This window comes from Nonomuraea aurantiaca, assembly GCF_020215705.1.
GTDB lineage: Bacteria > Actinomycetota > Actinomycetes > Streptosporangiales > Streptosporangiaceae > Nonomuraea > Nonomuraea aurantiaca.
The window spans coordinates 37,673-60,507 of record NZ_JAIWNB010000023.1 but is presented as its reverse complement, the minus strand read 5'-3'; the positions used below and the strand labels follow the sequence as shown (position 1 = coordinate 60,507).

General features: G+C 69.9%; 27 protein-coding genes and 1 tRNA gene. 11 read left to right on the top strand and 17 right to left on the bottom strand.

Translation table 11 applies throughout. The annotated features are described in order from the left end of the window. Positions 1-204 precede the first annotated feature (204 nt). A complete protein-coding gene (locus LDL49_RS40185) occupies positions 205-837 on the bottom strand; it encodes a TetR/AcrR family transcriptional regulator (protein ID WP_225299625.1) in 633 nt (210 codons plus the stop codon). Positions 838-873: 36 nt separating this feature from the next. Here LDL49_RS40185 and LDL49_RS40180 point away from each other — a divergent pair, with 36 nt between their 5' ends. Further along, positions 874-1,188, top strand: coding sequence for a rhodanese-like domain-containing protein (locus tag LDL49_RS40180; RefSeq protein ID WP_225299623.1), 315 nt, complete (start codon positions 874-876; stop codon positions 1,186-1,188). Between the two features lie 132 nt (positions 1,189-1,320). Here the strand turns inward: LDL49_RS40180 and LDL49_RS40175 are convergent, their stop codons facing one another. Then, on the bottom strand, positions 1,321-2,574 hold the full coding sequence (locus tag LDL49_RS40175) for an ArgE/DapE family deacylase (protein WP_225299621.1): 1,254 nt from the start codon (positions 2,572-2,574) through the stop codon (positions 1,321-1,323). A gap of 66 nt (positions 2,575-2,640) precedes the next feature. Here LDL49_RS40175 and LDL49_RS40170 point away from each other — a divergent pair, with 66 nt between their 5' ends. After that, positions 2,641-3,612 carry an endonuclease/exonuclease/phosphatase family protein gene (locus tag LDL49_RS40170; RefSeq protein WP_225299619.1) on the top strand — a complete coding sequence of 324 codons (972 nt, stop codon included), beginning with the start codon at positions 2,641-2,643 and terminating at the stop codon, positions 3,610-3,612. A gap of 50 nt (positions 3,613-3,662) precedes the next feature. After that, positions 3,663-3,983 (top strand): GroES family chaperonin, encoded by a 321-nt coding sequence (locus LDL49_RS40165; protein WP_219533268.1) that lies wholly within the window; start codon positions 3,663-3,665, stop codon positions 3,981-3,983. Positions 3,984-3,989: 6 nt separating this feature from the next. On the opposite strand, the gene LDL49_RS40160 is transcribed toward LDL49_RS40165, so the two are convergent. Next, complete coding sequence (locus LDL49_RS40160) at positions 3,990-4,973, bottom strand: TolB-like translocation protein (protein WP_225299616.1); 984 nt, start codon at positions 4,971-4,973, stop codon at positions 3,990-3,992. Between the two features lie 55 nt (positions 4,974-5,028). Continuing rightward, complete coding sequence (locus LDL49_RS40155; RefSeq protein WP_225299614.1) at positions 5,029-5,484, bottom strand: TIGR02611 family protein; 456 nt, start codon at positions 5,482-5,484, stop codon at positions 5,029-5,031. Positions 5,485-5,659: 175 nt separating this feature from the next. Here LDL49_RS40155 and LDL49_RS40150 point away from each other — a divergent pair, with 175 nt between their 5' ends. From LDL49_RS40150 to LDL49_RS40140, 3 genes are all read left to right on the top strand, one after another. Then, a complete protein-coding gene (locus tag LDL49_RS40150; RefSeq protein WP_225299612.1) occupies positions 5,660-6,556 on the top strand; it encodes a phosphotriesterase family protein in 897 nt (298 codons plus the stop codon). Between the two features lie 140 nt (positions 6,557-6,696). Then, positions 6,697-8,124, top strand: a complete 1,428-nt coding sequence (locus LDL49_RS40145) for a sensor histidine kinase (RefSeq protein ID WP_225299610.1) — start codon at positions 6,697-6,699, stop codon at positions 8,122-8,124. A 56-nt stretch (positions 8,125-8,180) separates the two neighbouring features. Beyond that, a complete protein-coding gene (locus LDL49_RS40140; RefSeq protein WP_225299859.1) occupies positions 8,181-8,831 on the top strand; it encodes a response regulator in 651 nt (216 codons plus the stop codon). Here the strand turns inward: LDL49_RS40140 and secY are convergent, their stop codons facing one another. Then, positions 8,832-10,124: a preprotein translocase subunit SecY gene (gene secY, locus LDL49_RS40135; protein ID WP_225299608.1), complete on the bottom strand. Its 1,293-nt coding sequence runs from the start codon at positions 10,122-10,124 to the stop codon at positions 8,832-8,834. Positions 10,125-10,212: 88 nt separating this feature from the next. Here secY and LDL49_RS40130 point away from each other — a divergent pair, with 88 nt between their 5' ends. Next, positions 10,213-10,794, top strand: a complete 582-nt coding sequence (locus tag LDL49_RS40130) for a P-loop nucleotide/nucleoside kinase family protein (RefSeq protein WP_225299606.1) — start codon at positions 10,213-10,215, stop codon at positions 10,792-10,794. On the opposite strand, the gene LDL49_RS40125 is transcribed toward LDL49_RS40130, so the two are convergent. After that, the gene (locus LDL49_RS40125; protein ID WP_225299605.1) at positions 10,791-11,570 is read right to left on the bottom strand and encodes a putative hydro-lyase; all 780 of its coding nucleotides are present in this window, start codon (positions 11,568-11,570) and stop codon (positions 10,791-10,793) included. The genes LDL49_RS40130 and LDL49_RS40125 overlap by 4 nt on opposite strands. A gap of 75 nt (positions 11,571-11,645) precedes the next feature. Here LDL49_RS40125 and LDL49_RS40120 point away from each other — a divergent pair, with 75 nt between their 5' ends. Both LDL49_RS40120 and LDL49_RS40115 read left to right on the top strand, forming a co-directional pair. After that, the gene (locus tag LDL49_RS40120; protein ID WP_225299603.1) at positions 11,646-13,277 is read left to right on the top strand and encodes a sodium:solute symporter family protein; all 1,632 of its coding nucleotides are present in this window, start codon (positions 11,646-11,648) and stop codon (positions 13,275-13,277) included. Next, on the top strand, positions 13,274-13,435 hold the full coding sequence (locus LDL49_RS40115) for a hypothetical protein (protein WP_225299601.1): 162 nt from the start codon (positions 13,274-13,276) through the stop codon (positions 13,433-13,435). The genes LDL49_RS40120 and LDL49_RS40115 overlap by 4 nt, the downstream gene beginning before the upstream one ends. 53 nt (positions 13,436-13,488) lie before the next feature. Here the strand turns inward: LDL49_RS40115 and LDL49_RS40110 are convergent, their stop codons facing one another. Further along, the gene (locus LDL49_RS40110; protein ID WP_225299599.1) at positions 13,489-13,725 is read right to left on the bottom strand and encodes a helix-turn-helix domain-containing protein; all 237 of its coding nucleotides are present in this window, start codon (positions 13,723-13,725) and stop codon (positions 13,489-13,491) included. Continuing rightward, a complete protein-coding gene (locus tag LDL49_RS40105) occupies positions 13,725-13,949 on the bottom strand; it encodes a DUF6158 family protein (protein WP_225299597.1) in 225 nt (74 codons plus the stop codon). The genes LDL49_RS40110 and LDL49_RS40105 overlap by 1 nt, the downstream gene beginning before the upstream one ends. A 97-nt stretch (positions 13,950-14,046) precedes the next feature. On the opposite strand from LDL49_RS40105, the gene LDL49_RS40100 reads away from it, so the two are divergent. Beyond that, on the top strand, positions 14,047-14,979 hold the full coding sequence (locus LDL49_RS40100) for a LysR family transcriptional regulator (RefSeq protein WP_225299596.1): 933 nt from the start codon (positions 14,047-14,049) through the stop codon (positions 14,977-14,979). A gap of 88 nt (positions 14,980-15,067) precedes the next feature. Here LDL49_RS40100 and LDL49_RS40095 read toward each other — a convergent pair whose 3' ends face one another. Then, positions 15,068-15,595, bottom strand: coding sequence for a histidine phosphatase family protein (locus tag LDL49_RS40095; RefSeq protein WP_225299594.1), 528 nt, complete (start codon positions 15,593-15,595; stop codon positions 15,068-15,070). Positions 15,596-15,701: 106 nt separating this feature from the next. On the opposite strand from LDL49_RS40095, the gene LDL49_RS40090 reads away from it, so the two are divergent. Continuing rightward, a tRNA-Ile gene (locus LDL49_RS40090) sits at positions 15,702-15,775 on the top strand. Positions 15,776-15,920: 145 nt separating this feature from the next. Here the strand turns inward: LDL49_RS40090 and LDL49_RS40085 are convergent. The 8 genes from LDL49_RS40085 to LDL49_RS40050 form a co-directional block, all read right to left on the bottom strand. Beyond that, the gene (locus LDL49_RS40085; protein ID WP_225299592.1) at positions 15,921-17,324 is read right to left on the bottom strand and encodes a tyrosine-type recombinase/integrase; all 1,404 of its coding nucleotides are present in this window, start codon (positions 17,322-17,324) and stop codon (positions 15,921-15,923) included. After that, positions 17,324-17,524 carry a helix-turn-helix transcriptional regulator gene (locus LDL49_RS40080; protein WP_225299590.1) on the bottom strand — a complete coding sequence of 67 codons (201 nt, stop codon included), beginning with the start codon at positions 17,522-17,524 and terminating at the stop codon, positions 17,324-17,326. Before LDL49_RS40080 ends, LDL49_RS40085 begins: the two co-directional genes overlap by 1 nt. 183 nt (positions 17,525-17,707) lie before the next feature. After that, positions 17,708-18,406 (bottom strand): DUF3631 domain-containing protein, encoded by a 699-nt coding sequence (locus LDL49_RS40075; protein WP_225299588.1) that lies wholly within the window; start codon positions 18,404-18,406, stop codon positions 17,708-17,710. Beyond that, complete coding sequence (locus tag LDL49_RS40070) at positions 18,295-18,951, bottom strand: hypothetical protein (RefSeq protein ID WP_225299586.1); 657 nt, start codon at positions 18,949-18,951, stop codon at positions 18,295-18,297. Before LDL49_RS40070 ends, LDL49_RS40075 begins: the two co-directional genes overlap by 112 nt. Continuing rightward, a complete protein-coding gene (locus tag LDL49_RS40065; RefSeq protein WP_225299584.1) occupies positions 18,948-19,862 on the bottom strand; it encodes a bifunctional DNA primase/polymerase in 915 nt (304 codons plus the stop codon). Before LDL49_RS40065 ends, LDL49_RS40070 begins: the two co-directional genes overlap by 4 nt. A 144-nt stretch (positions 19,863-20,006) precedes the next feature. Beyond that, the gene (locus LDL49_RS40060) at positions 20,007-20,516 is read right to left on the bottom strand and encodes a hypothetical protein (RefSeq protein WP_225299582.1); all 510 of its coding nucleotides are present in this window, start codon (positions 20,514-20,516) and stop codon (positions 20,007-20,009) included. Between the two features lie 65 nt (positions 20,517-20,581). Then, positions 20,582-22,483 carry a DNA polymerase gene (locus LDL49_RS40055; RefSeq protein WP_225299580.1) on the bottom strand — a complete coding sequence of 634 codons (1,902 nt, stop codon included), beginning with the start codon at positions 22,481-22,483 and terminating at the stop codon, positions 20,582-20,584. Next, positions 22,480-22,767: a hypothetical protein gene (locus tag LDL49_RS40050; protein ID WP_225299578.1), complete on the bottom strand. Its 288-nt coding sequence runs from the start codon at positions 22,765-22,767 to the stop codon at positions 22,480-22,482. Before LDL49_RS40050 ends, LDL49_RS40055 begins: the two co-directional genes overlap by 4 nt. Between the last annotated feature and the right edge of the window lie 68 nt (positions 22,768-22,835).

Sequence of the window (22,835 nt, the reverse complement as noted above, 5' to 3'; positions counted from 1 at the left end):
CGCACCCCCTGAAGCAAGATCGCGAGCTGCTCCGCAACGGCCGCATGCGTGCAAAGTTGGCACTTCACCCCCGAATGTCCCCCTGTCGTCGCCGTCATCTGCCCTGCCCTCACCTGCTCAAACAGGGACCTAAGGGCGGGAGAGGAGGGCGGCGGCCACCGCGTCCGCGTCACGGAAGAACGCGCTGTCCCGCATGGCCGTCTCTCATCCCACCAGGGCTCCGACCAGGGCGGTGATCGCGTCGCGCGCGCGGGCCTCGCCGTACTCCTCCCTGAGCACGCCCGCCACCTCCGCGGCGGTGGCCGCCAGCAGGGCATGGGACAGTACGTCCGCGTCGGACCCCGGACGCGACGCCGCCAGCAGGATGGCCGCGTGGCGGTGCCAGAAGCGATAGGCCCCGATCCGGTAGCGGGCGCCCGGGCTGGCCGTCTCGGACATGCGTACCAGGTCGAGGTGGGCGAACAGGTAGTCCAGATAGGCGTCGACGAAGGCGGTGAGCCGGTCGCGGGCGGGCGCGCCGGGACCCAGCGGCGGCGGGCCGGACAGGATGCGCTCCTGCAGCACCCGCTCGCGCTCGTCGAGCAGCGCCACCGCCAGCCCCGACTTGTCCCCGAATCTGCGGAACAGCGTGCCCTTCCCCACCCCGGCCTCCGTCGCGATCGCGTCCATGGAGACCGCTTCGACCCCCTTCTCGGCGAACAGTCTGGCCGCGGCGGCCAGGACCTTCTCCCTGTTGCGCGCCGCGTCCGCACGCTCGTTGACCGGGCCTCCGCGAAGCAGTTCCAGTCGCTGTCTTGACGAAGCGGACCGCGGTCCGTTAGCTTTCGAGCCATCCACAAAACGGACTGTAGTCCATTTGAACCGGAGGCCACAATGACCATCACCCGCGACGAGCTCCGCGCGTCACTCGGCACGGTCACCGTGCTCGACACGCTCGGCGGCGCCTACTACGACCAGCAGCACCTGCCGGGTGCCATCGCGCTGGTCGAGAGCGAGGTCGCCGAGCGGGCGCCCGCTCTGCTGCCCGACAAGGACGCGCCGATCGTCACCTACTGCTCGAACCCGGCCTGCAACAACAGCAAGGCCGTCGCCCGCCACCTGACCGCCCTCGGCTACACGAACGTGCGCCGCTACGTCGAGGGGATCGAGGACTGGGTGACGGCAGGCCTGCCGGTGGAGTCTTCCTAGAACATAGTCCTTAGAGCGTGCCAAAAGACGTGGAAGCAGACGCAGGCCGGAGCGGCCTGATAGGAGCCGTCGGTCAGCCGCCTGCTGTTCGCAGGGCAGATCCGCCGTCGTTGATGAGTCCGGGGGCGCTGCTCAAAGTGTTCCGCAACGGCGCACCACGAGCGTTGCCAGCGCTCGTGTGACCTCGCGCAGCTCCCGCAGCTCGACCTGCTCCCTGGGGGCGTGCGCGTACCGTACGTCGCCAGGGCCGTAGTGCAGCGCCGGGATCCCGCCCGCCGCGTAGAGCCGCAGGTCGCTCCCGTACGGCGCGGCCTTCTCCACCGGCCGCGCGCCCGTCGTGTCGGCGATCGCCCCGGCCACCTCCGCCAGCAGCGGGTGCGCCTCGGGCAGCCGCCCGCTGGCGAACTGGCCGCCCGGCCAGGTGATCACCGGCGGGTGGTCGCGCAGCCACGGGTGCGCGACCGACAGCACCGCCTGCTCGAACGCGGCCCGCGCCGCCGCCGGGTCCTCGTCGAGCCGGACGCCCAGCCGGCCCTCCGCGACGAGCAGGTCGGGCACGCTGCTGGCCCAGTCACCCGCCCGCACGGTGCCGACCTCGATCGGATACGGCAGCGCGTTCCCGGCGAACACGGCCGGCACGTCCCGGTTGCGCTCGGCCTCCAGGCGCCGGATCGCCTCGAACACCGGCCAGAACACCTCGACCGCGTTGACCCCCTCGTAGCGGGTGGCCGCGTGCGCGGCCCGGCCCACCACCTCCATGCGGAACGTCAGCGCCCCCGCGTTGGCCGTGATGACGGCGCCCCCGGTGGGCTCGGTGATGACCGCCGCCTCCGCCGTGTGGCCCCTGGCCAGCGTGGCGAACGCGCCGAGGCCGCCGTCCTCCTCGCTGATCACGCAGTGCACGGCGAGCGGCCGGGCCAGCCGTACCCCGGCCTTCTTGAGCGCGCGGACGACGGCGAGGTTGGCCGCCAGCCCGGCCTTCATGTCGCAGGCGCCGCGGCCGTGCAGGGTGTCGCCGGTGATCCTGGCGGCGAACGGGTCGTGGCCCGCCCACTGGGCCGGGTCGCCTATGGGCACGACGTCGACGTGACCCTGCAGGGCAAGTGCCGGTGTGCCTTCGCCGCCGGTCACGGCCACCACGCCGTAGCCCTCGGCCCGGGGCGCCTCGGTGCCGGGGAAGCCCGCGCGGCGACCGAGGTCGTCGAGGTCCAGCTTCCAGACGTCCACGTCGAGATCGGCCTCGGTGAGCACGCGGGCGACGCGGTGCTGCAGGTCGGACTCCGCGTCGGTGCCCGTCACGCTGGGCACCCTGACGGTCTCGGCCAGCAGGTTCACGGTGTCGGTGTCGTCGATGGCCTGGAGGACCCTGGCTTCCGCGTCGCGCATGGAGCCCACCATCTCATGGCGTGAACCTCTGTGATGATTCGTGGCGATACATGGGAGGAGGTGCGGGTGCGAACTTTGGTGAGCGTTTTGGTGTGGTTGGTGGTGGCTCCCCTAGCGGTGTGGGCGGCGCTGCGGGTGAGCCCGTACGACGGGTTGTGGCCATGGGTGCCGATCGTGGCGTTCACGCCGTACGCGGCGGCGGTCTCCGTGCTCGGCCTCGTCCTGGCCGGGGCGCTGCGGCGGTGGGTCGCCGGGGCGGTCGCGCTCGTCACCGTGGCGGCCCTGGCGCTGGCCGTACTGCCTCGCTGGTTCGCCGACGGCGAGCCGGGCGCGGGCGGCAAGCCGGCCGCGAGCGGCGAACCGGTCGCGGGCGGGCGGACGCTGCGGGTGCTGGCGGCCAACCTGATGGTGGGCTCGGCCGACACGGCGGGGCTGATGGACCTGGTCGCCAGGCTCCGGCCGGACGTCCTGACGCTGCAGGAGCTCACTCCGAAGGCCGCGGCGGCCCTCGACCGGGCGGGCCTGCGCAAGGCGTTGCCGCAGGCCGTGGTCCGGGCGCTGCCCGGCGTGGGCGGCTCCGGCGTCTACTCGCGCTACCCGCTCACGGCGGGCCCGGCCATTCAGTTCGGCGCGTTCGGGCAGGCCAGGGCGGTGCTCACGGAGCCGGGCGGGACGAAGATCGAGGTGGTGTCGGTGCACCCGTGCGCGCCCAAGTACGAGGGACCGACGCCCTGCTGGCAGCAGGGGCTGGTCGCGCTGCCACGTGGCGGTGGGGCCGCGCGGGTGCTCGCCGGCGACTTCAACGCCACGCTCGACCACGTGCCGATGCGCGACCTGCTGGCCGCCGGCTACCGCGACGCGGCGGACGTCACCGGGCGGGGGTTCACCGCGACGTACTGGCCCAGCGGCGGGCGGGCTCCCGGCGTGGTGATCGACCATGTGCTGGCCTCCGCCGGGATGGGGGTACGGGCGTTCTCGGTCGAGTCGCTGGCCCACACCGACCATCGGCCCGTCTTCGCCGAGCTCACACTGCCCTGACGTCAGCGGTTGCCGGTTCGCGGGAGTCCGGATGACCGTAAACTGAGCGCGTGGTAGCACCCAAGTTCGAGATCCAGATGCTCAACGACCGGGTGATGATCCGGCTGGAGCAAGAGACCGAGGAGCGGCGCAGCGGCTCCGGGATCGTCATCCCCGCGACGGTCAAGATGGCCAACCGGCTGGCCTGGGGCGAGGTCTGCGGGGTCGGCTCGAACGTACGCGCGGTCAAGGTGGGCGACAAGGTGCTGCTCAACCCGGAGGACCAGTTCGAGGTGGAGCTGCACGCGCAGGTCTACCTCGTCATGCGCGAGCGCGACCTGCACGCCGTGGCGACGCAGGAGACCGACCACGGCACCGGCCTCTACCTGTAGTCACCGTCAGCGCGCGGTCCGGGTGAAGGTCATCCAGAGGCTCGCCTTCCACGTCTGGTACGGGATGCCGGCCAGCACCCGGGTGACCTTGCCCGTCGTCAGGTCGACCACCGACAGGCGATAGGCGCCCTGGTGGGCCATGACCGCGATGACATGGCTGTCGTCCCACCAGCCCCACAGCATCTCGGGGCTGACGGCCACCCGGCTCGCGATCTTGCCCGTGGCCGGGTTCACCAGGCAGAGCTGCTCCTTGAAGCGTGTGGGACACCACGTGGTCAGGCGGCCGCCCGACGGCGAGTAGGCGTCCTCCGGCCCGGTCGGCAGCCCGACGCCCGCGAACGTGCGCACCGCCGCGCCGTCACTGGCCCGGTAGGTCCGCAGGCCGTCGCCGAACCTGGCGACGAGGTCCCCGCCGGGGCTCCACCAGAAGTCCGCGCTCCCGTCGAGCCCGGCCGGGCGGACCGTGCGCGCGGTGCCCGCCACCACGTCGACGACGGTGAAGCCGACGGTCCGCCACTTCCCGCCGGACTTCTGCTCGACGGTGAGCGCCACCCGCTTGCCGTCCCGCGACCATGAGATGTACGAGGCGGCCAGGGGCTTCTTGACCGTACGGATTCGCCTGGTCTGGCCGCCGGCGCGGTCGGTGAGCAGGAGCGAGTCGTAGCCCGCCCGGTAGGACTTCGGGACGCCGGCCATCGTGGCGGCGTCGGGTGAGACCGCCGCCTCCGTCAGGGTCGGCTGATTGATGAACGTGGTGCCGGTCTTGGCCCTGAGGTAGGTGCTCTTGGTGCCCAGGCCGTAGCTGCTGAGCCGTACCGGATCACCCACCTTTTCCTGATATTTCACACTGACGCCGGGAAGGGGCAGTGTGTCCGCCTGGGCGGTCGGGAGCTCGGCGGTACCGGCCGTACTGGCGGTACCGGCGATGCCGCCGGGCGAGGCCGGAGCGAGCAGGGCGAGCGACAGGGCGGCGGCGATGTGGGCGATCACGCCCCGCAGAATAGGCACCGGATGGCCGGATTTCCGGCAGCGATAACGACCCGGTCTAGATAACGCGCTGGGCCAGCTCGATCAGATCGATGCCGAGCGTCCTGAGCCCGAAGTAGACGATCACGGCCGCGACGGCCACGGTGATGATGAGCACGATGACGCGGACCGTCCAGCCCTGCCGTTTGTACCATTCGGTCCAGTCGTGCAGCACCCGCTTGCCGAACTCCAGCGCCCGGCGCGCCCAGTGGAACTCGGTGGCCAGCACGGCCAGCCCCGCGAACACGACCAGCCAGCCCGGCCCGGGGAACGGCACCATGATCAGGCCGCCCACCACCATGATCGTGCCGATGGCGCCGATGACGATCTTCAGCGTGAGCGCGCCCGCGCGGGTGGACCGGATGCCGTCCAGCCAGCCGTGGAGGCCCGACCGGCGCTCGGGCATGCTCGAACGGCCGGCCGACTCATCCTTGATCGCGTCGGCGTCTCCGGTCTCGGAGTCCTGGATCGGCAACGTACTCCCCCGCACGGTCGATGTGCCCCCAAGGATACGGCCCAGCGGCCCTGAAATAGGCTGCCTTACCAACCCGGCAACCCACCAAATCGACAAACGGCACAAAACGTAAAATTTCATGCTTTTATAGGCGACTTCGGGCAAAAATCGGTTACCGTCTCCTATGCCCGAGGCCATGCTTCGTACCGTCACCGGTCCCGTACCCGCGACCGCCATCGACGGCGCCGTCCTTCCCCGCGAGCACCTGCGCACCGACATGCGCTGGGCGACCGGCATCGACTCCGACCCCTATCGGTGGCTCGACGAGGACCAGACCGTCACCACCGAACTCCGCGAGGTGCGCCAGTCCGACCAGCTCGGCTTGATCATCGATCTTACCTGTCTGGGCATGGGCCGCGACGCCGCCGCCCTGGCCCGGATCGCGATGGGCAGCCGGGTTCCGGTGATCGCCGCGACCGGCCTGTTCGCCGGACCGTTCAGCGGTCCCCGCGACGCGGACGTCGAGACGCTCACGAGGCGGCTGATGAGCGAGATCTCCGACGGCCTCGACGACATCGGCGTGTTCCCCGGCGTGATCGGCCAGGCCGGCTGCTGCGGCAAAGAGCCCACTCCGGCCGAGGAACGCGGCCTGATCGCCGCCGCCCGCGCCGCGCTGGCCTCCCGCCTGCCCGTCGCCACGTACGGGCACAACGGGCTGGCCATGCTGGAGATCCTCCTCGCCCAGGGCCTGGCCGGCGACAGGGTGAGCGTGGGCTACGCGGGCGACGACCTGGCCGTCGCCCGCAAGATCGCCGAGGCCGGCGCGTACGTCAGCCTGGGCTCGCTCAGCCTCGGTACGGACCAGTCGGCCAGGCTCGCGCTCGGCCTCATCGAGGACGGCCACGCCGACCGCCTCCTGCTCAGCACCGGCGTGAGCCGGATCGCGCAGGTCAACCGGTACGGCGGCCCCGGCTACGCGCACCTCTTCCACACGCTGCTGCCGCGCCTGCGCGAGTCGGGGGTCACCGAGGACACGATCCGCCTCGTCACCCGGGACAACCCGCTGCGCTGGCTCACCAGCGGGGCCGCTTGACCTGAACGGCGCTCCAGGCTGGCGGCTGAGCGCCCACCACAAGATCGTCTCGTGGGCGTCCGGGCGGTCCGGACGCCAACCGGAAGGCCGGAAACTGGCTAGGATTATGGGCTGAGCGAGCCTGGCCAGGTGGGGGGACGGTGACCGAGCACACGCACAGCGGTGACGGCCCGCGCGGGCCGTTCAAGGCGCTGTCCCGCATGGCCCGGCTGGGTGACGTCCCGGTCGTGATCATGCTGGCCTGGGCGGGCTGGCTGGCCGTCCCGTGGTCCTTCAGCGGCCTGGCCCAGGCACGCGCCGCCGCTGCCGCCGCCGCCGCGGAAGCCGAGCCGCCGCCGGTCATCTCCACGGGCACGGCAGGACCCTCCACCGATGCCGTACGGGTCGGCGCGCTCGCCGATGCCGTGCGAACCGGCCTGCCCCACGATGCCGCACGAACCGGTGCGCCCGCCGATACGGTGCGAACCGGCTCGCTGCCGATCGCGACGCCTGCCAGGGCCTGGGGCATTCCGGCGGCCCACAGTCTCACCCCGGCGCACCGCACCGTCCGCGCCCTCCGTGACGGCGCCCCCTGTGACGAAACCCTTCGTGACGAAACCCTCCATGGCGATGCCCTTCGTGGCGACGTCCCCTGTGAGGGCGCCTCGGTTGACCGCGCCTCGGTTGACAGCGCCTCGGTTGACAGCGCCTCGGCTGACGGCCCGTCAGCTGATGGCGCATCAGCTGACGGGCCTCGGAAGGATGTGCTCGCCGCCGAGCGGGCGCGAATCGCCGGGGAGGTGCACGACGCCGCCGGGCACGGGCTGGCGGCCATCGCCCTGCAGGCCGGGCTCGCGCTCGTCACGCTCGACGACGACCCCGAGCAGGCGCGCGCCTCGCTGCTGGCGATCAAGGCGACCAGCACGACGGCGCTCACCCAGCTACGCGCCGCCCTCGACCGGCTCGACCCGCGCGACAGCACCCATGACCCACGCGACAGCGCCGATGACGCGCGGGACGGCGCCCACGACCTGCCGAGCCTCATCGACGGGGTCAGGGCCGCGGGGCTCGCGGTGGACGTGCGGCCCGCCGACCCCGTCGTGCCCGCCCACCTCAGCGCGACCGTCTACGGGGTGGTGCGCGAGTCGCTGACCAACGTCCTGCGCCACGCCGGGACGACGCAGGCGCTCGTACGACTGTCCGGCGACCCCAATGGGCCGCTCGTCCTGGAAATCGCCGACCGAGGCCCCGACCAAGGCGCCGACCGACCAGGAGCGGCCGTGGAGCGCGCCCGAGGAGCCGACCGACCAGGAGCGATCGAGGAGCGCGGCCGAGCGGGGACGACCGGGGATCGCGGGCGAGTAGGCGCGGCCGAGGGCCGGGGACTGGCCGGGATGCGGGCCAGGGTGCTCGCCGCGGGCGGACACTTCACGGCGGGCCCGCGGGACGGCGGCGGCTTCCAGGTCCTCGCCACATTCCCGCAGCAACCCGCGCTCCACCACGGCTCAGCTCACCACACCCGGCAACCCGCACTCCCGAACGGCTCGGCTCACCACAACACCGCCGACTCCCCGGCAGACCTCACGTGACCCCCGCCCCAGCCGACGAAGCCAAGGAAGCCGAGGAAGCCGAGCAGCAGGAGCCGGTGATCCGGGTGGCCGTCGCCGACGATCAAGCCGTCGTACGGATGGGGCTCAGGGCGTTGCTGGATCGGGAGCCGGGCCTGGAGTGCGTCGGCGAGGCGGCCGACGGCGCGGCGGCGCTCCAGCTCATCCGCCGCACCCACCCCGACGTACTCCTGCTCGACATCCGCATGCCCGGCATGGACGGCCTGGCGACCCTGCGGGCCATCGCCGGTGACCGCGAACTGAGCGGCACCAGGATCGTGGTGGTGACCACGTTCGCCGTGGACGAGTACATCTTCGCCGCGCTCCAGGCCGGAGCCAGCGGGTTCCTGCTCAAGGACAGCGCCCCCGACGAGCTGGCCGGCGCGGTCCGGGTGGTGGCCGCGGGCGAGGCGCTGCTGTCGCCCGCGATCACCAGGAAGGTCATCGGCCTGTTCGGCCGCCACGGCACCGAGCCGGTCGAGGGCCTCGACACTCTCACGCCGCGCGAACGCGAGCTGGTCGCCTGGGTGGCCACCGGCCGGTCCAACGAGGAGATCGCCAAGGAGCTGGTGATCAGCCCCGACACCGTCCGCACGCACGTCAGCCGAGCCATGGTCAAGCTCCGCGCCCGCGACCGCGCCCAGCTGGTGGTGTTCGCGATGCGCGCCGGCCTGGCCGTACCCACGTAGCTATTTCCTGAGGAACCCCTCGTAGTTGCGCTGCTGGAGCTGTGCCTCGATCTGTTTCACCGTCTCGAGCCCCACCCCCACCATGATCATGATGCTGGTCCCCCCGAACGGGAAGTTCTGCTGGGTGCTCGGATCCCGCAGGATCGCGAACGCGAGCAGCGGCAGCAGCGCCAGCACCCCCAGGTAGACGGCCCCGGGCGCGGTCAGCCGCGACAGCACGTACGCCAGATACCGCGCCGTCGGCGCGCCAGGGCGGATGCCCGGCACGAACCCGCTGTAGCGCCGCATATTGTCGGCCACCTCGACGGGATTGAAGGTGATCGACACGTAGAAGTACGCGAATCCCACGATCAGCAGGAAAAATACGATCATGTAGAGCGGGTGCGTGCCGGCGGTGACGTTCCGCGACAGCCAGCCGCCGACCTCGTCACCGAGCAGCGGAGCGGCCAGCGTCGGCAGGTACAAAAGTGACGTGGCGAAGATGACCGGCACGATCCCGGCCTGGTTGACCTTCAGGGGGATGTAGGTGCTGCTCCCGCCGTACATCCGCCGCCCCACCGCCCGCTTGGCGTACTGCACGGGGATGCGCCGCTGCGCCTGCTCGATGAACACCACGGCCGCCACCAGGAACACCCCGGTCACCAGCAGCATGCCGAAGGCGAACGGGCTGAGCACGAAGATGGTCGACATGTACGACGGGAAGAAGGCCACGACCTGCGTGAACATCAGGATCGACATCCCGTTCCCGATCCCCCGGTCGGTCACCAGCTCGCCCAGCCACATCACCATGCTGGTCCCCGCCACCAGGGTGACCACCACCACCGCGACGCCCAGCAGGCTCTCGTCGCGCAGCAACGGGTGGGCGCACCCTGGCAGCAGCTGCCCGCCGCGCGCCAGCGCGACCACCGTGGTGGCGTTGAGCACGGCCAGCCCGACGGTCAGGTACCGCGTGTACTGGGTGATCTTCGCCTGCCCCGATTGCCCTTCCTTCCTGAGCGTCTCGAGCCGTGGCACGACGACGGTCAGCAGCTGCATGACGATGCTCGCGGTGATGTACGGCATGACGCCCAGCGCGAAGACCGACAGCTTCAGCATCGCGCCCCCGCTGAGCATCTGCACCATGTCGAACAGCCCGCCACGCGCCGTCCCCAGGCACTGCTGGACCGCCACGACGTCCACCCCCGGCGCCGGCAGGATCTGCCCCAGCCGGAACAGCCCGATGACGGCCAGCGTGAACAGTAACTTCTTACGGAGATCCGGCACCCGGAACGCCCTGAACAGCACGGTCAGCATGAGCCGAGTCTGTCGGCGCCCCCGCTTCCGGTCGTCCGCCGAGCCGCGTCACCCGCGTACGCAGATCCGCGTACGCGAGACTGACCCCATGAGCACGCTTTGGGTGATCAGCGGCCCGCCGGGCGCGGGCAAGTCCACCGTCGCGGCGGCGCTGCTCGCCCGCCTCGACCCGCCGGCCGCCCTGCTCGACAAGGACACCGTGTACGGCGACTTCGCCGCCGAGATCCTCCGGGGGTACGGCAGGCACCACGGCGAACGCGAGGGGCCGTGGTACGACGAGCACATCAAGGTGCACGAATACGCGGGCCTGACCAGGACGGCCAGGCAGATCCGCGAGCACGGCTGCCCGGTGCTGCTCGACGGCCCGTTCACCGCCCAGGTGCACTCGGTGCGGCTGTGGGAGCGCTGGGTCGAGGAGCTGGGTGGTGACCCGGTCAGGCTCATCTGGGTCCGCTCGGACGGGCCGACCCTGCGCGAGCGCCTGGTGGCCAGGGGGTCGGAGAAGGACGCGGGCAAGCTGGCGGCGTTCGAGGCGTACCTGGCGGCGATCCGGGTGTCCGAGCCGCCGGCCGTACCGCATCTGGAGATCGACAACCGTCCTGGCGCGCGGCCGGTCGGCGAGCAGCTCACGAGAGCGGGCATCCCCCCACAACCGCACAAAACACGTTAAGGAACGCGATACTCGTCGTCGCGCGCGTCGATGATCGCCATGTGGCCCGGCAGGTGGCCGATCGCGAACTCCACGCCGCTGGCCATGATCACCGCCTGCGGCGTCACGCCGCAGGCCCAGAACAGCGGCACCTCACCGGGCCGCACCTCCACCGGATCGCCGAAGTCGGGCCGGCCGAGGTCGGCGATCCCGATCGCGGCCGGGTCGCCCACGTGCACGGGCGCCCCGTGCACCTGCGGGTAGTGGCCACTGACCTCGACCGCGACGTCCACGAGCGCCGCCGGGACCGGCCGCATCGACACGACGAGCGGGCCCGACAGCGGGCCGACCGGGTGGCAGGGCACGTTCGTCCGGTACATCGGCACGTTCGTCCCCAGCTCCAGGTGCCTGATCGGCACCCCGGCCCGCAGCAGCGCCTGCTCGAAGGTGAAGCTGCAGCCGATGAGGAAGGCCACGAGGTCGTCACGCCACTCGGCGGCCACGTCGTCGAGGTCGGCGACCGGCCGCCCGTCGCGATAGACGCGATATCCCGGCAGATCGGTACGCAGATCGCCGGGGAACAGGGCCGTGGACCACGCCCCCGGCTCCCCCACGTCCAGCACCGGGCACGCCTGTGCGTTCAGTTGCGCGAACAGCAGCAGCTCGTAGCCCAGCTTCCTGGGCACGGCGATCAGATTGGCCTGCGTCCAGCCGGAGCACCAGCCCGCGGTCGGCACCCGCTCGCCCGCGCGGAAGCGCTCGCGCGCCTGCGCCGGGGTCAGGTCTGCGACATCCACACCTCGACACTACGCCCGGTAACTGGGCCCGCAATCGACGACATAGTCTGACTTTTCGGGGTAGGAGGGGACGCCGTGCGCCTTGATGTGAACCTCCTCGACTATGCGCTCATCGCGATCTACTTCGCGACCGTGCTCGGCATCGGGTTCGCCGCCAAGCGGAGAATCAGCTCGAGCCTCGACTTCTTCCTGGCCGGCCGTGGCTTACCCCCGTGGATCACCGGACTGGCCTTCGTCTCCGCCAACCTCGGCGCGATCGAGATCCTCGGAATGGCGGCCAACGGCGCCCAGTACGGCGCCATGACCGTGCACTACTACTGGATCGGCGCGGTGCCCGCGATGGTGTTCCTCGGCATCGTGATGATGCCGTTCTACTACCGCTCGAAGGTACGCAGCGTCCCGGAGTTCCTGGGACGCCGCTTCAACGGCGCCACCCAGCTGCTGAACGCGCTCTCCTTCGCCGTGGCCCAGATCCTCATCGCCGGGGTCAACCTCTACGCGCTCGCGCTGGTCATGGAGGCCCTGCTGGGCTGGCCGCTGCCAGTGTCGGTGGTGGTGGCGGCGGTGATCGTGCTGTCGTACATCACGCTCGGCGGCCTGTCGTCGGCGATCTACAACGAGGTCTTGCAGTTCTTCGTGATCCTGGCCGGGCTGATCCCGCTGACCATCCTCGGGCTGGCCAAGATGGGCGGCATCTCCGGGCTGTTCGACAAGGTCCGGCAGAGCGCGCTCGGCGAGGCCGGTCTGCACACGTGGGCCGACAGCGCGGGCAAGAACCCGATGGAGGCCCACTGGCTCGGCATCGTGTTCGGCCTGGGCTTCGTGCTGTCCTTCGGCTACTGGACCACGAACTTCGCCGAGGTGCAGCGGGCCTTATCCGCCCGCAACACCAACGCCGCCCGGCTCACCCCGATCATCGCGTCCTATCCGAAGCTGTTCATCCCGCTGGTGACCGTGCTGCCGGGGTTGATCGCCCTCGTCCTGTTCAAGGACCTGGGCAAGGGCCAGGCCTACAACAACGCGATCCCGCTGCTCATGCAGGACCTGCTGCCCAACGGCGTACTCGGCGTGGCGGTGACCGGGCTGCTGGCCTCGTTCATGGCCGGGATGGCGGCCAACATCAGCGGGTTCAACACGGTGTTCACCAACGACATCTGGCAGGCGCACCTGGCCAAGGACCGCGACGACGGCTACTACCTGCGGGTCGGCAGGATCGCCACCGTGGCGGGCGTCGCGCTGGGCGTCGGCACGGCGTTCATCGCGGCCGGCTACTCCAACATCATGAACTACCTGCAGGCGCTGTTCTCCTTCTTCAACGCGCCGCTGTTCGCGACCTTCATCCTCGGGCTGTTCTGGAAGCGGATGACGCCGTGGGCCGGCTTCTGGGGGCTGCTGGCCGGGACCGCGTCCGCGTTCGCCTCGTACATCGCGTACAAGGCCGGAATGCTGGACTTCGGCACCGAACTGAACGCCAGCTTCTGGGGCGCCGGCGTGGCCTTCGTCGTCGACCTGCTCGTCTCGGTGGTGGTCACGCTGGTGACCACGCCCAAGCCCGTGGAGGAGCTGCGCGGGCTGGTGTACGGGCTCAGCGCGGTCGACCTGGCGGACGACGCGCTGGCCGGTGACACGAAGTGGTACCGCTCGCCCGTGATCCTCGGGACGGGCGCGATCGTCCTGGCCGCCGCGATGTACGGGGTGATCCTGTGAGCGACATCAGAATGGTGATCGGCGGGCTGTTCCTGGTCTACGGGGTGATCCTGATCATCGCCGGGGCGGTGGGGGCGGCGGTCAACCTGTGGACCGGGCTGGTCATGGCGGTCTTCGGCGGCGCCTTCGTGATCTGGGCCCGCGTCAAGCGCATCTGAATGCCGGGGGCGGCCGGCCCGTCGGCCCGCCGCCCCTGTCCCGGTCGGTATTTTCAGTAATCGAGCCCGAACGTATGGGCGCCCAGGCCGAACCCCTCTCCTTGCGGCACCACGTACCCCTGCCCGACCAGCGTCGCCAGGCTCCGCCGTACCTCGTCCTCTTCCAGGCCGGTCGCGCGGACGAGCGCGGGAAGCTCCGCGCCCCCGGACTCGACCGCCTGCGAGGCGACCGCCTCGTACACATGGATGTCGACGTCGGACAGTGCCTGCACGTCGTGATCTCGGGCCATCAGCGCCGCCTCGCCCCGTCCCTGAGCCGGCCCGGGTCGACGTCGCGCTCCGGGTAGCGGCGCAGATACTCGGTCTCCAGTTCGTTGGTCCGCGAGGTGTGGCGCGCGAACGCGGCGGCTGAGCCGTGCAGCAGTGCGTCGGTACGTGTGCTGTGCAGTTGCCGCAGCTCACGCAGCAGGTCTTCGTCCTCGAGTTGCGCTGGATCGATTCCCATCGTCGTCATGGCCTACCCCCTACCCCAGAAGACCCCCGACAATATCTGTCACATTTCCTGACATAAGGGCATTGTCGGGAGGAGATCACCGCTTTACCTTCCCGTTATGGACCTCGAGCTCAGGCACCTCAGGATCGTTCGCGCGGTCGCGGACGCGGGAAGTGTGAGCAAGGCCGCGTCCCTGCTCGGGCTGGCGCAACCGGCCCTCACCGCACAGCTCAAACGCATCGAGCGGGTGCTCGGCGGCACCCTGTTCGATCGCGACAGGCACGGCGCCCGGCCCACCAAGCTCGGCGAGCTGGTACTCGCCCGCGCCCGCGTGCTCCTCCCGGCGGCCAAGGAACTGCAGGACGAGGCCGTACGGTTCGCCCAAGCCCCCTCCCCCGGCTTCCGCATCGGCGCCACGAACGGGCCGATACTCGGCGGCCTCGTCGACCGGCTCGCCGCGGAACGCACGGTGAGCACGTACACCTCATGGTCGGCCGACGAACTCACCACCATGACCGAGCTCGGCCGGCTCGACTACGCGCTGACCGGCGCCTGCGGCGACGGCGGCACCCCCACCGGCTCGCTGCGCTGGGAGACGATCAGCTACGACCCGGTCTTCACGCTGCTCGCCGAGACGCACCCGCTGGCCGGCGAGAAGGAGCTGGAGCTGTCCGAACTCGCCCTCGAAAGCTGGGCCGTCACTCCGGGCGACGGCTGCTTCGCCGACTGCTTCGCCACAGCCTGCGCCCGCGCCGGCTTCACCCCGGGAACGATCTATGAGACCGACGTGGCCACCTGCATCCACCTGGCCCGGGTCGGCCGAGCCGTGGCACTCTGCCAGGCCACCCACCAGGCCGCCCCCGGCCTGGCCATGATCCCGCTCGCGGGCGCGCCCCTGCGCTGGCGGCAACTCCTTGGCCACCACCCCACCGCCCCGGATGCCGCCTGGGTGGCGGAACAGGCCAAACAGACGCACGCGGAGGTGGTACGGCGAAGCACCGTTTATCAGGACTGGCTGGTACGGAACACCGGCTTCGGCACCGCTCCCTAACCCGCCCTGATGCCTCGTCAGCGATGGGGGGCTCACAGTCTCGCAATCTTGTCACCGAGGGCCGGGGAGCCAGGTCTCCCCGGCCCCGCTAAGCCAGGGTGTACTCCCACCCCGGCTGCCAGTCGAACGGAGCATCCACAAGCTCCTCCAACGCCACCCCCTCAAGCAGATTCCGCAACGCCCATCGATTGGCCGAGTGCGAGATGACGAGCACCGTGCACGTCTGCCACTTGTCCATCACTTCCTCCAGAAACGCGGCAGTCTCCGCCACCACCTGCCGATAGCTCTGCCCCCCGGGCCACGGCACATCAATGAACCGCCGCCGCAACCCCGCCACCTCACTGACGGGCCGCCCGTTGTAGATCCCGTAGTCGCACTCCCGCAACCGGGCGTCGAGCCGAATCTCCCGCCCATCCCCGAACGCGATCTCCGCCGTCTCCACCGCCCGCCGCAGATCCGAGGCGTAGACCACATCCACGCCCCGCCGCCGCACCCCCAACTCCCTGGCCAACTCCCGCCCGGCCTGGGACAACTCCCCCGGCAACCAGCCGGTGGCGATCCCCGTCTCGTTGTCCACCGTGAGGGAATGCGTCTCGTAGATCAGCTTGACCGCCATGGCCCGACGCTACCCACCAACCCCGGTGTCTGGCGTACGCGCTGAGTGAACGAGGACGATCTATGCTGGCATGAGGGCTCAGGTGTGGAAGACTGCATGTTTGCAAGGGGCGGTAGCTCAGCCGGTCAGAGCATCGGACTCATAATCCGTGGGTCGTGGGTTCAAGTCCCACCCGCCCTACCTCTCTCGGTCAGCGGAAACCCCCGCCCGACCTGCACCTTTGCGCAGGGGCGGGGGTTCTTCATGTCCGGCTGTCTACGGCTCTCGCCGATCGTTTGCGGGTACCTGTGCCAAATACGTGCGCACGTTCTTGGCGGCCTGGCGATCACTCGTCGCGGAGTGCGTCAGCTATGCGGCGCTTGGCGGCCTCGTCTTGGCCGACGATGCACTTGGCGTAGATCCTGAGCAGGACATCCACGCTGTGACCTGCCCACTCCGCTACCTGCGTGGCCGGTACGCCTGCGTTAAGCCAGGTCGAGACGCAGGCGTGGCGAAGGTCGTAGGGCCGTTTGGCCAGCGGTGACTGTACCTCCTTGTCGGTCAGGGCATTCTGGCGCGCTCTGTTCCACACACGCCGGCACGTGATGTAGGGCAGCTCTCCAGCATGGACGCCAGTAAAGAGGCGTTCGCCGGGGCCAGGGGCGAACTTGACGAGATGCGCGCGGAAGAGCTTGGTCAGCGGTGGCGGGCAGGGAACGATGCGTATCACGCCCTCGGCGCGGTGTTTGAGGGGACGTTTCTCACGTAGGCCGCCGTCATCGGTCCACTCGCGGCCGGCGAACGGGGCCGCGTTGGCGAAGTGCAGTTCCCCCCAGTTGTTGGCGGGTTCTTCCATCTCTCCTGTCTCGGCATTCTTGACCAACTCGGGAAGGATGATGTTGTCATCTGTGAGGTTGACGACTTCCTCTGGGCGGAGCCCTGCGTAGTACATCGCACCGAAGAACGCCACGAGCCGTTTTCCGCTGGGTTTCTGTGCTTCGACCTCGACGAGTAGGCGGCGTGCCTGCGTGGGGTTGACCACGCTGCGCTTGTCTACTTCGTAGGTAACTTTGACAGGTTTCCACCTGAGCGACTTGATCGGATTCGCGTCAAAGAGCTTTAGCTCTACGGCGTAATCAAGGGCGTTCTGAAGGATGGTCTTGTGGCGGCGAATCGTGCTCATGGCGGCAGTTTTGCCGTCCAGGCGGGAGGTTGCCGTGTCGAGCATGATGCGGACGGTAGCGGCCTCGGAAAGATCGGATACTGGCCTAGTATGCGTAGCCAACCACGCCAGCACATTCGCCATTTCATCGGGCGCTTCGTCCCGCTGCTTGGTATTGAAGGCCCATCGGCGCATGCCCGTGCGGAGGTCGAGATCGGATGGCTTGCCTTTGTCGCTGACGAGCATGGCAGGGGTGGCCGCGGTAAGAGCGCGGGCGATGTCTTGCCGGTACTTCGCCGAGGCTGCTTTCCATTTGAAGTCGGCGAACTTGCAGGCGAACTCGTACCAGCTCATTTCGGGCCGTGTGGTGCGGTTCCACTTCACGGGTTCGCCAGTCAGCAGGTTGAACGCTTCTCCTTTGCGCGCGGCGGCCTGAAGTTCCCCACGGTACGTGTCTGCCTGCGCTGCGTTCCGGAAGGGCTTGCGCCACACCCGTCCGGCTTTCCAACGCACGTAGTACGTATTGGCCTTTTTGCCCTTGTAGACCTCAGTCTTGTAGACGCGAACGTCGTAGGTGATGTCCTTCATCAGGCGGCATCCTCTCGGGCGTTGAGCCAGCTCTCTAGGTCCGTACGGCGGACACGTAGCGAGCCGTTGGGCAAGGTGATGCAGCGCGGGGCGCGGCCTTTCTGCCGCCAGTCGTAGAAGGTGGATCGGGAGATCTGAAGTTCGGTGCAGAGCTCGGACAGGGTGAGCATCGCGTGTAGACGGGTGACGGTAGCGGCCATGTTTGGGCGTTCCTTCCGGGGCGTGCGAGTCGGTGCGGGAAACGGGGCCTCGGGGTCGTGATGGTGACTTCGCCGCGGCGGTGTCAGGGGTATACGGGGCCGGTTTGAGGGGGGTAGCCGTACCAGCCGTACCAGCCTCGTTTTGCCTGGTCAGGGCTGGTACGGCTTTTTTGGTGGTACGGCTTAAGCCGTACCAGGGATGCAAGCCGTACCGCTTTGACCTGCGGAATTGAGGCTGGTACGGCTGGTACGGCTTCCCCTGGCGATGGACACGACGTCGGCGTCTCGGGCGGGCTCGTGGGGCGGTTTGTCGCCGTCTCGGGCGGGGTCGGGGGCCGGGCAGTAGCGCGCCCAGGCGTCGGCGAAATCGGCGCGTTGGTAGCCCTTGGCCTGACCGGTCGGGGGTGGGAAACGGATCGTGGTTGAGCGGATGTCGTATTCGCGCAGCAGGCTGCCGAATTTCATTGCGGTCAGGCCGGCGGGTCCGTGTTCGGCCCATTCGCTGTCGGGGTCGGCCTTGAGCCGTTCCAGCAAGACGGCGGTGGGCAGGGCGTTGTGTTCGCCGAAAGCGGCGCGGCAGTCGGTGAGCAGACGCAGGCGTGGTGAGGTGTGGCTGTTGTCGTCGGCCTCGGCGGTCAGGGCCAGGGCGGCGGCGCGGGCGCGGTCGGGCCAGGTGTCGCCGGCGTGGTCGGCGATGATGACCAGGGGTTCCCAAGTGTCGGCGGCGCGGTCTTCGACGGGCATGGCGGGTTCGGCTTTCTCCAGGGCGGTCAGGTCGGGGCGGAGCCAGGCGGCCAGGTCGGCGGCCAGGCAGCGCAGGGGCAGGCGGTCGCGTTTGTGCCGGTAGGGGGCGGCGCTCTCGCCAGGGGCGCGGCGGCGCATGCGGATGACGACGGCGCGGTCCTCGATGTGTCGGGCATGGAGCCGATGCCGGCGAGTGCGGCCATGGCGAAGGTCGGGATGGATTCGACCCGGTTGGCGTTGGCGTCGTAGCGTTTGGCGGGCCGGTTGCGCTGGTGTCCGGCGTTGAGCAGGCCGCGGAGGTCCTCGTGGCCGTCTGCTTTGGCGCCGAAAATGGTGTCGGCCTCATCAACCAAGATGGTCGGCGGGTCGTCTGAGATGGACCGGTAAATGGCTGCCGAGCTGGAGTTGACGGTAATGAACGGGTCGTGGCAGGTGGCCTCCACAATGTCGAGCAGGCGAGACTTGCCACAGCGCTTTTCCGGGCCGCGGATGACCAGACGCGGCGCGTGCGCGAGCGCGGGTTGGGCGTGGGTGGTGGCGATCCACAGGGTGACGGCGTCGGCGGCCTCGGCGCGGGGCAGGATGACGTAGCGGGTCAGGGCGGCGCGGAGCTGGTCAAGCAGGGCGGCGCCGATGGGCGGATGCGATTGGGTCATGGTGTCTCCCAGGTAGGTCGGGTTCATGCGGCGCGTATGCCGGCCTCAATGCCGTAGCCGATGACGGCGGCCAGCGCGTGAGGCGGGCGCGGGTCGCGGCTGTGGCTGTTGGCGGTCTCGGCGGCGGCTTGCAGGGCGTGTTCGACCAACTCGCGGGGTAGGGCGCCGCGGGCGATGAGCTTGCCGAGTTTCCAGGCGGCCAGGTTGAGGGCGCGATTGCGGCCTCCGTCCGGCGCGGCGGTGACGCGTTCGATTTCGCCGGTCAGGGCCGCGTGGCCGTAGGTGGACAGCCGGCGGGCGGGCAGGCCGGCCAGCAATTCGGCGACCGATGTTGCCGAGGCGGGTTGCGGCGGGGCCGGGCTGAGCGCGGCGGTCAGCCAGTCTGGTAGCGGGGCGGGTGGCCGGTCGCAGGTGAGGGTGTAGGGGCCGGCGCCGTCGCGGGCGGCCACGTAGCTGCCGGGGCCGACGACGTAGCCACCGCGGCCACGGGTGTCGATGAGCCAGCCCAGACCGTTGCCGCGCGCCCCGGAGGTGTTGCCCAGGCGCGCGGCGGGCGGGGCGGTGAAGTACAGGTGGGTGCCGCCGCGGCGCGTGGTCACAGTGCGGGTGTGGTCGGGGTAGGGCTGGCTGTAGTCGGCGCACAGATGGCGGAAGACCTGCTCACCGGATGCGACGCCACGTCGTGCCCATTCGGCGGGCGGTTGCTCGCCGGGTTTGGGCAGGTCCAGGTCGATCACTACCAGGTTGGACGGACCGCACGCAATGCCGACGTTGAAGGGGGCACGTCGCCACCAGGCGGTCAGCCGGTCGGGGTCGGTGGTGGCGTTGTGCTCCCAGTCGGTGAAGCCGCGGGCGGGGTACTTGCCGTGCGGCGTGAGCGGGAAGACGTGCCAGCCGCGCCGAGTGGCGTGGGTGGCAGCGGTGAGCAGGTCGGTCATAGATGCGCCTTTCGCCTGTTCGCAAGGTCGGGCGTGCTCGATTGGGACGGGTCGGCCGTCCCCCAACTGGTGGCCTTGTCGGATGGCCGGTAGGCCACCAGTTGGGGGCGGGCGTGCTCCCTCGTGGGGAGTGTGGAGTGTCTGTCAGAATGTGAGGGGGATGACCGGTTCGACCTGTGCAGGGCCGTAGGTGCTGACCTCGGCAAGGAGGGTCTGAGCGAGCCGGGCCAGCGTCGAGATATCGCCGGCGTGCCGAGCCATGACCAGTACGATTTGCCAGGCGGCGCCGGCGTGGCACAGCACCGGGGTGAGGTTGTCGCGGTCACATGCGGTGTTGATCTCCTGATCGGTCAGGATGTACAGCTCGTTGTGCGTGACCTCAACAGCAGCGAAGGTGTCGGCCGGCAGGGTGGGATGGGTCCGCTGGTAGGCGGCTCGGTCGATGGCGGCGCTCAGTGCCAGCCGTCGCGTGGTCTCGCGGTCGTTGGCGCCGAGCGTGCCGATCGAACTGACCAGGATCATGCTGAGGTCCCAGATGGTTTCGACCAGCGGTAGGGGGTCGGAGATCAGGTGCGCGGCGTTGATCGTGTCGGCGTAGGCGGCCCATTCGGCTGACACGGGCGAGGGGACGACGGCCGGGCGGGTGTTTAACATGCGTGGTTCTCCTTCGGAGATCGGGACCGTTTGGGCTGGGTGGGTCGTGCTGACTGCGGGGAGAGTCATGCCGCCTCCCGGTACGCGTCGGCCCTCTCCTGGTCGGGCAGGTGGCCCCAGTGGGTGCCGAGGATCTCGGCGTCGGCCACGATCGGTACGCCTCGGAAGGTGGTGGTCATGGCCTGCCGAAGCGCGACGCACAGGTGTTCGGCGTCGCGTTCGGGGGTTTGAATGATGACCTCGTCATGGACGAACAGCCATAGCTTGGCCTCGGGGTGGGTGGTGGCGAAGGTGTAGACGGCGGCCAGCAGCAGGTCACGGGCGGTGGATTGCACCATGTAGTTGCCGTTGGCGTAGCCGCGGGCGGGGTCGGCGGGGATGCGTCGGCCGCTGGGTGTGGTCACCGTCTTCTGGTCGGCTAGGCGTTTGGTGTAGGCGATCACGCGCGGGTAGGTGGACTGCCACCGGTCGATGACCTGCCGGGCCACCTCTGGTGTGACGCCGGTCTGGTCGGCCAGCGCGGTGGCGCCGCCGCCGTACAGGGTGCCGAAGGTGCACCGTTTGGAGATGGTGCGTTGCTCTTTGGTGTAGCCGTCGCCGTACATGAGGGCGGCGGTGGCGTCGTGGATGTCGGTGCCGGAGGCGATCACCCGTTTCAGGGTCGGGTCGCCGGACAGGGCGGCGGCCACCCGTACCTCTACTTGGGAGAAGTCGCAGGAGATGAGGACGTGGCCGGGGTCGGCGCGGAAGCAGTGCCGTAGCCGCGGGTCGTGTTTCTTGAGCGTCTGCAACGCTGGGCCGGTGATGCTCATGCGGGCGGTCTTGGCGCGCAGGGTGTTGATCTGCGGGTGTACGCGGCCGGCGGTGTCGGCGGCGCGTAGGAATGCGGTCAGGTTGGCGATCAGGTTGGAGGTGGCGGCCATCACCCGCCGGGCGGCCAGCAGCTCACGCACCTGCTCGGGCAGCGCGTCGGCGTGCTGGCCGAGCAGGGCGGTGAGGGTGTCGGCGGTGACCTTCAGGCGGCCGGTCGGGGTGCGAGCCAGGTCGGCAGCGCTGACGCCGGCCTCGGTGAGGTGGTCGTCCAGCCAGGCGGCGAAGCGGGGTGAGCCGCCGGGGAAGCCGAGGGCCTGTTGGATGTGGGTCTCGGCGGTGTGGTGCTCGCGCTGGATCTGGTCGAGTAGGGCGGCGGTGTAGGGGCGGTCCAGCAGCAGGCCGCGGATGGTGATGGCGGTGGCGCGGGCGGCCAACCACTGTTCCATGCGCACGAGGTGGGTGAAGTCGAGGCAGTGCCGTAGCAGCACCGGCAGCAGCCGGCGCACGTAGACGGCGTCCAGCCCGGCATAGACGACGTATGCCTCTTCGGAGGTGGGCAGGTGGTTCCATCCCCAGGTACGCCAGGAGTTGCCGGCGCGGTGTCCGGGCGGTGCCAGGGCGCGCATTCGGGCGTGCAACGCGGCCTCGGCGTGCTGGAGACCGTCGTCCAGGTGGCGGCCGGTCAGCTCTTTGAGCCCGTGGCCGGCGCGTTCGTCGGGGTCGATCAGCTTGGAGATCAGGTGCGTGTCGATGACGCGCTGCCCGAGCGCGATACCGAAGGCTGCCCAGACGGCCAGCGGGTCGTAGGTGGTGTGGGTGACGAACCGGCGCGTCGGGTCGGCCAACGTAGCCCGGATCGCGGCATGCTGGTCGGGGTCGGCCGGGTCCAGGACCCACGCCTGATCGGGTGAGCCGAACTGGATCAGCCGGACCGTGAACGCGGGGTCGAACTGGCGCGGGCCTTTGTCGTCGATGGCGCTGGTCTCCACGTCCAGCCCCAGCATCGCTTCGGCGGCGGTGAACCGGGCGAACGCGGCCGGCTCGAACCCTGCGGGACTGTGGACGGTCATGCGGTGCCCGTCGTGTTCGCGCACGTAGCAGCCGTCTGGGGCGACCGTGGCGGGTGCCGTTGGGGCGGTGGGTGTGATGGTCATCGGGTCTCCGTGGGGTGGCAGCGCGGGCAGGTCCACAGCACCGGGGCGGCGGCGGGCAGCACGGTCGGGCGGTGGCAGGCCGGGCAGGTGGGCGGTCGCGGGGCGGGCAGCGCGGCGGCCAGCCAGCCGTAGCCGTCACCGATCAGCGCGGCGTCACTGGCGGCCGGGTCGGCGGCGATGAACCGCACGCCCGACACCACGCGCTCGGCGTCGTCCGAGGCGGTGAGGGTGAACAGCGACGCCTGGTCATCGGCGGGCTTCGTGGTCGCGGTGGTTGCTGGCATGGAATGTGTGGGTCCTTCCAGGTGGGTGATGGCGGTGCCTCGGAGCGGCGGGTGAAGGGCAGGCCGCG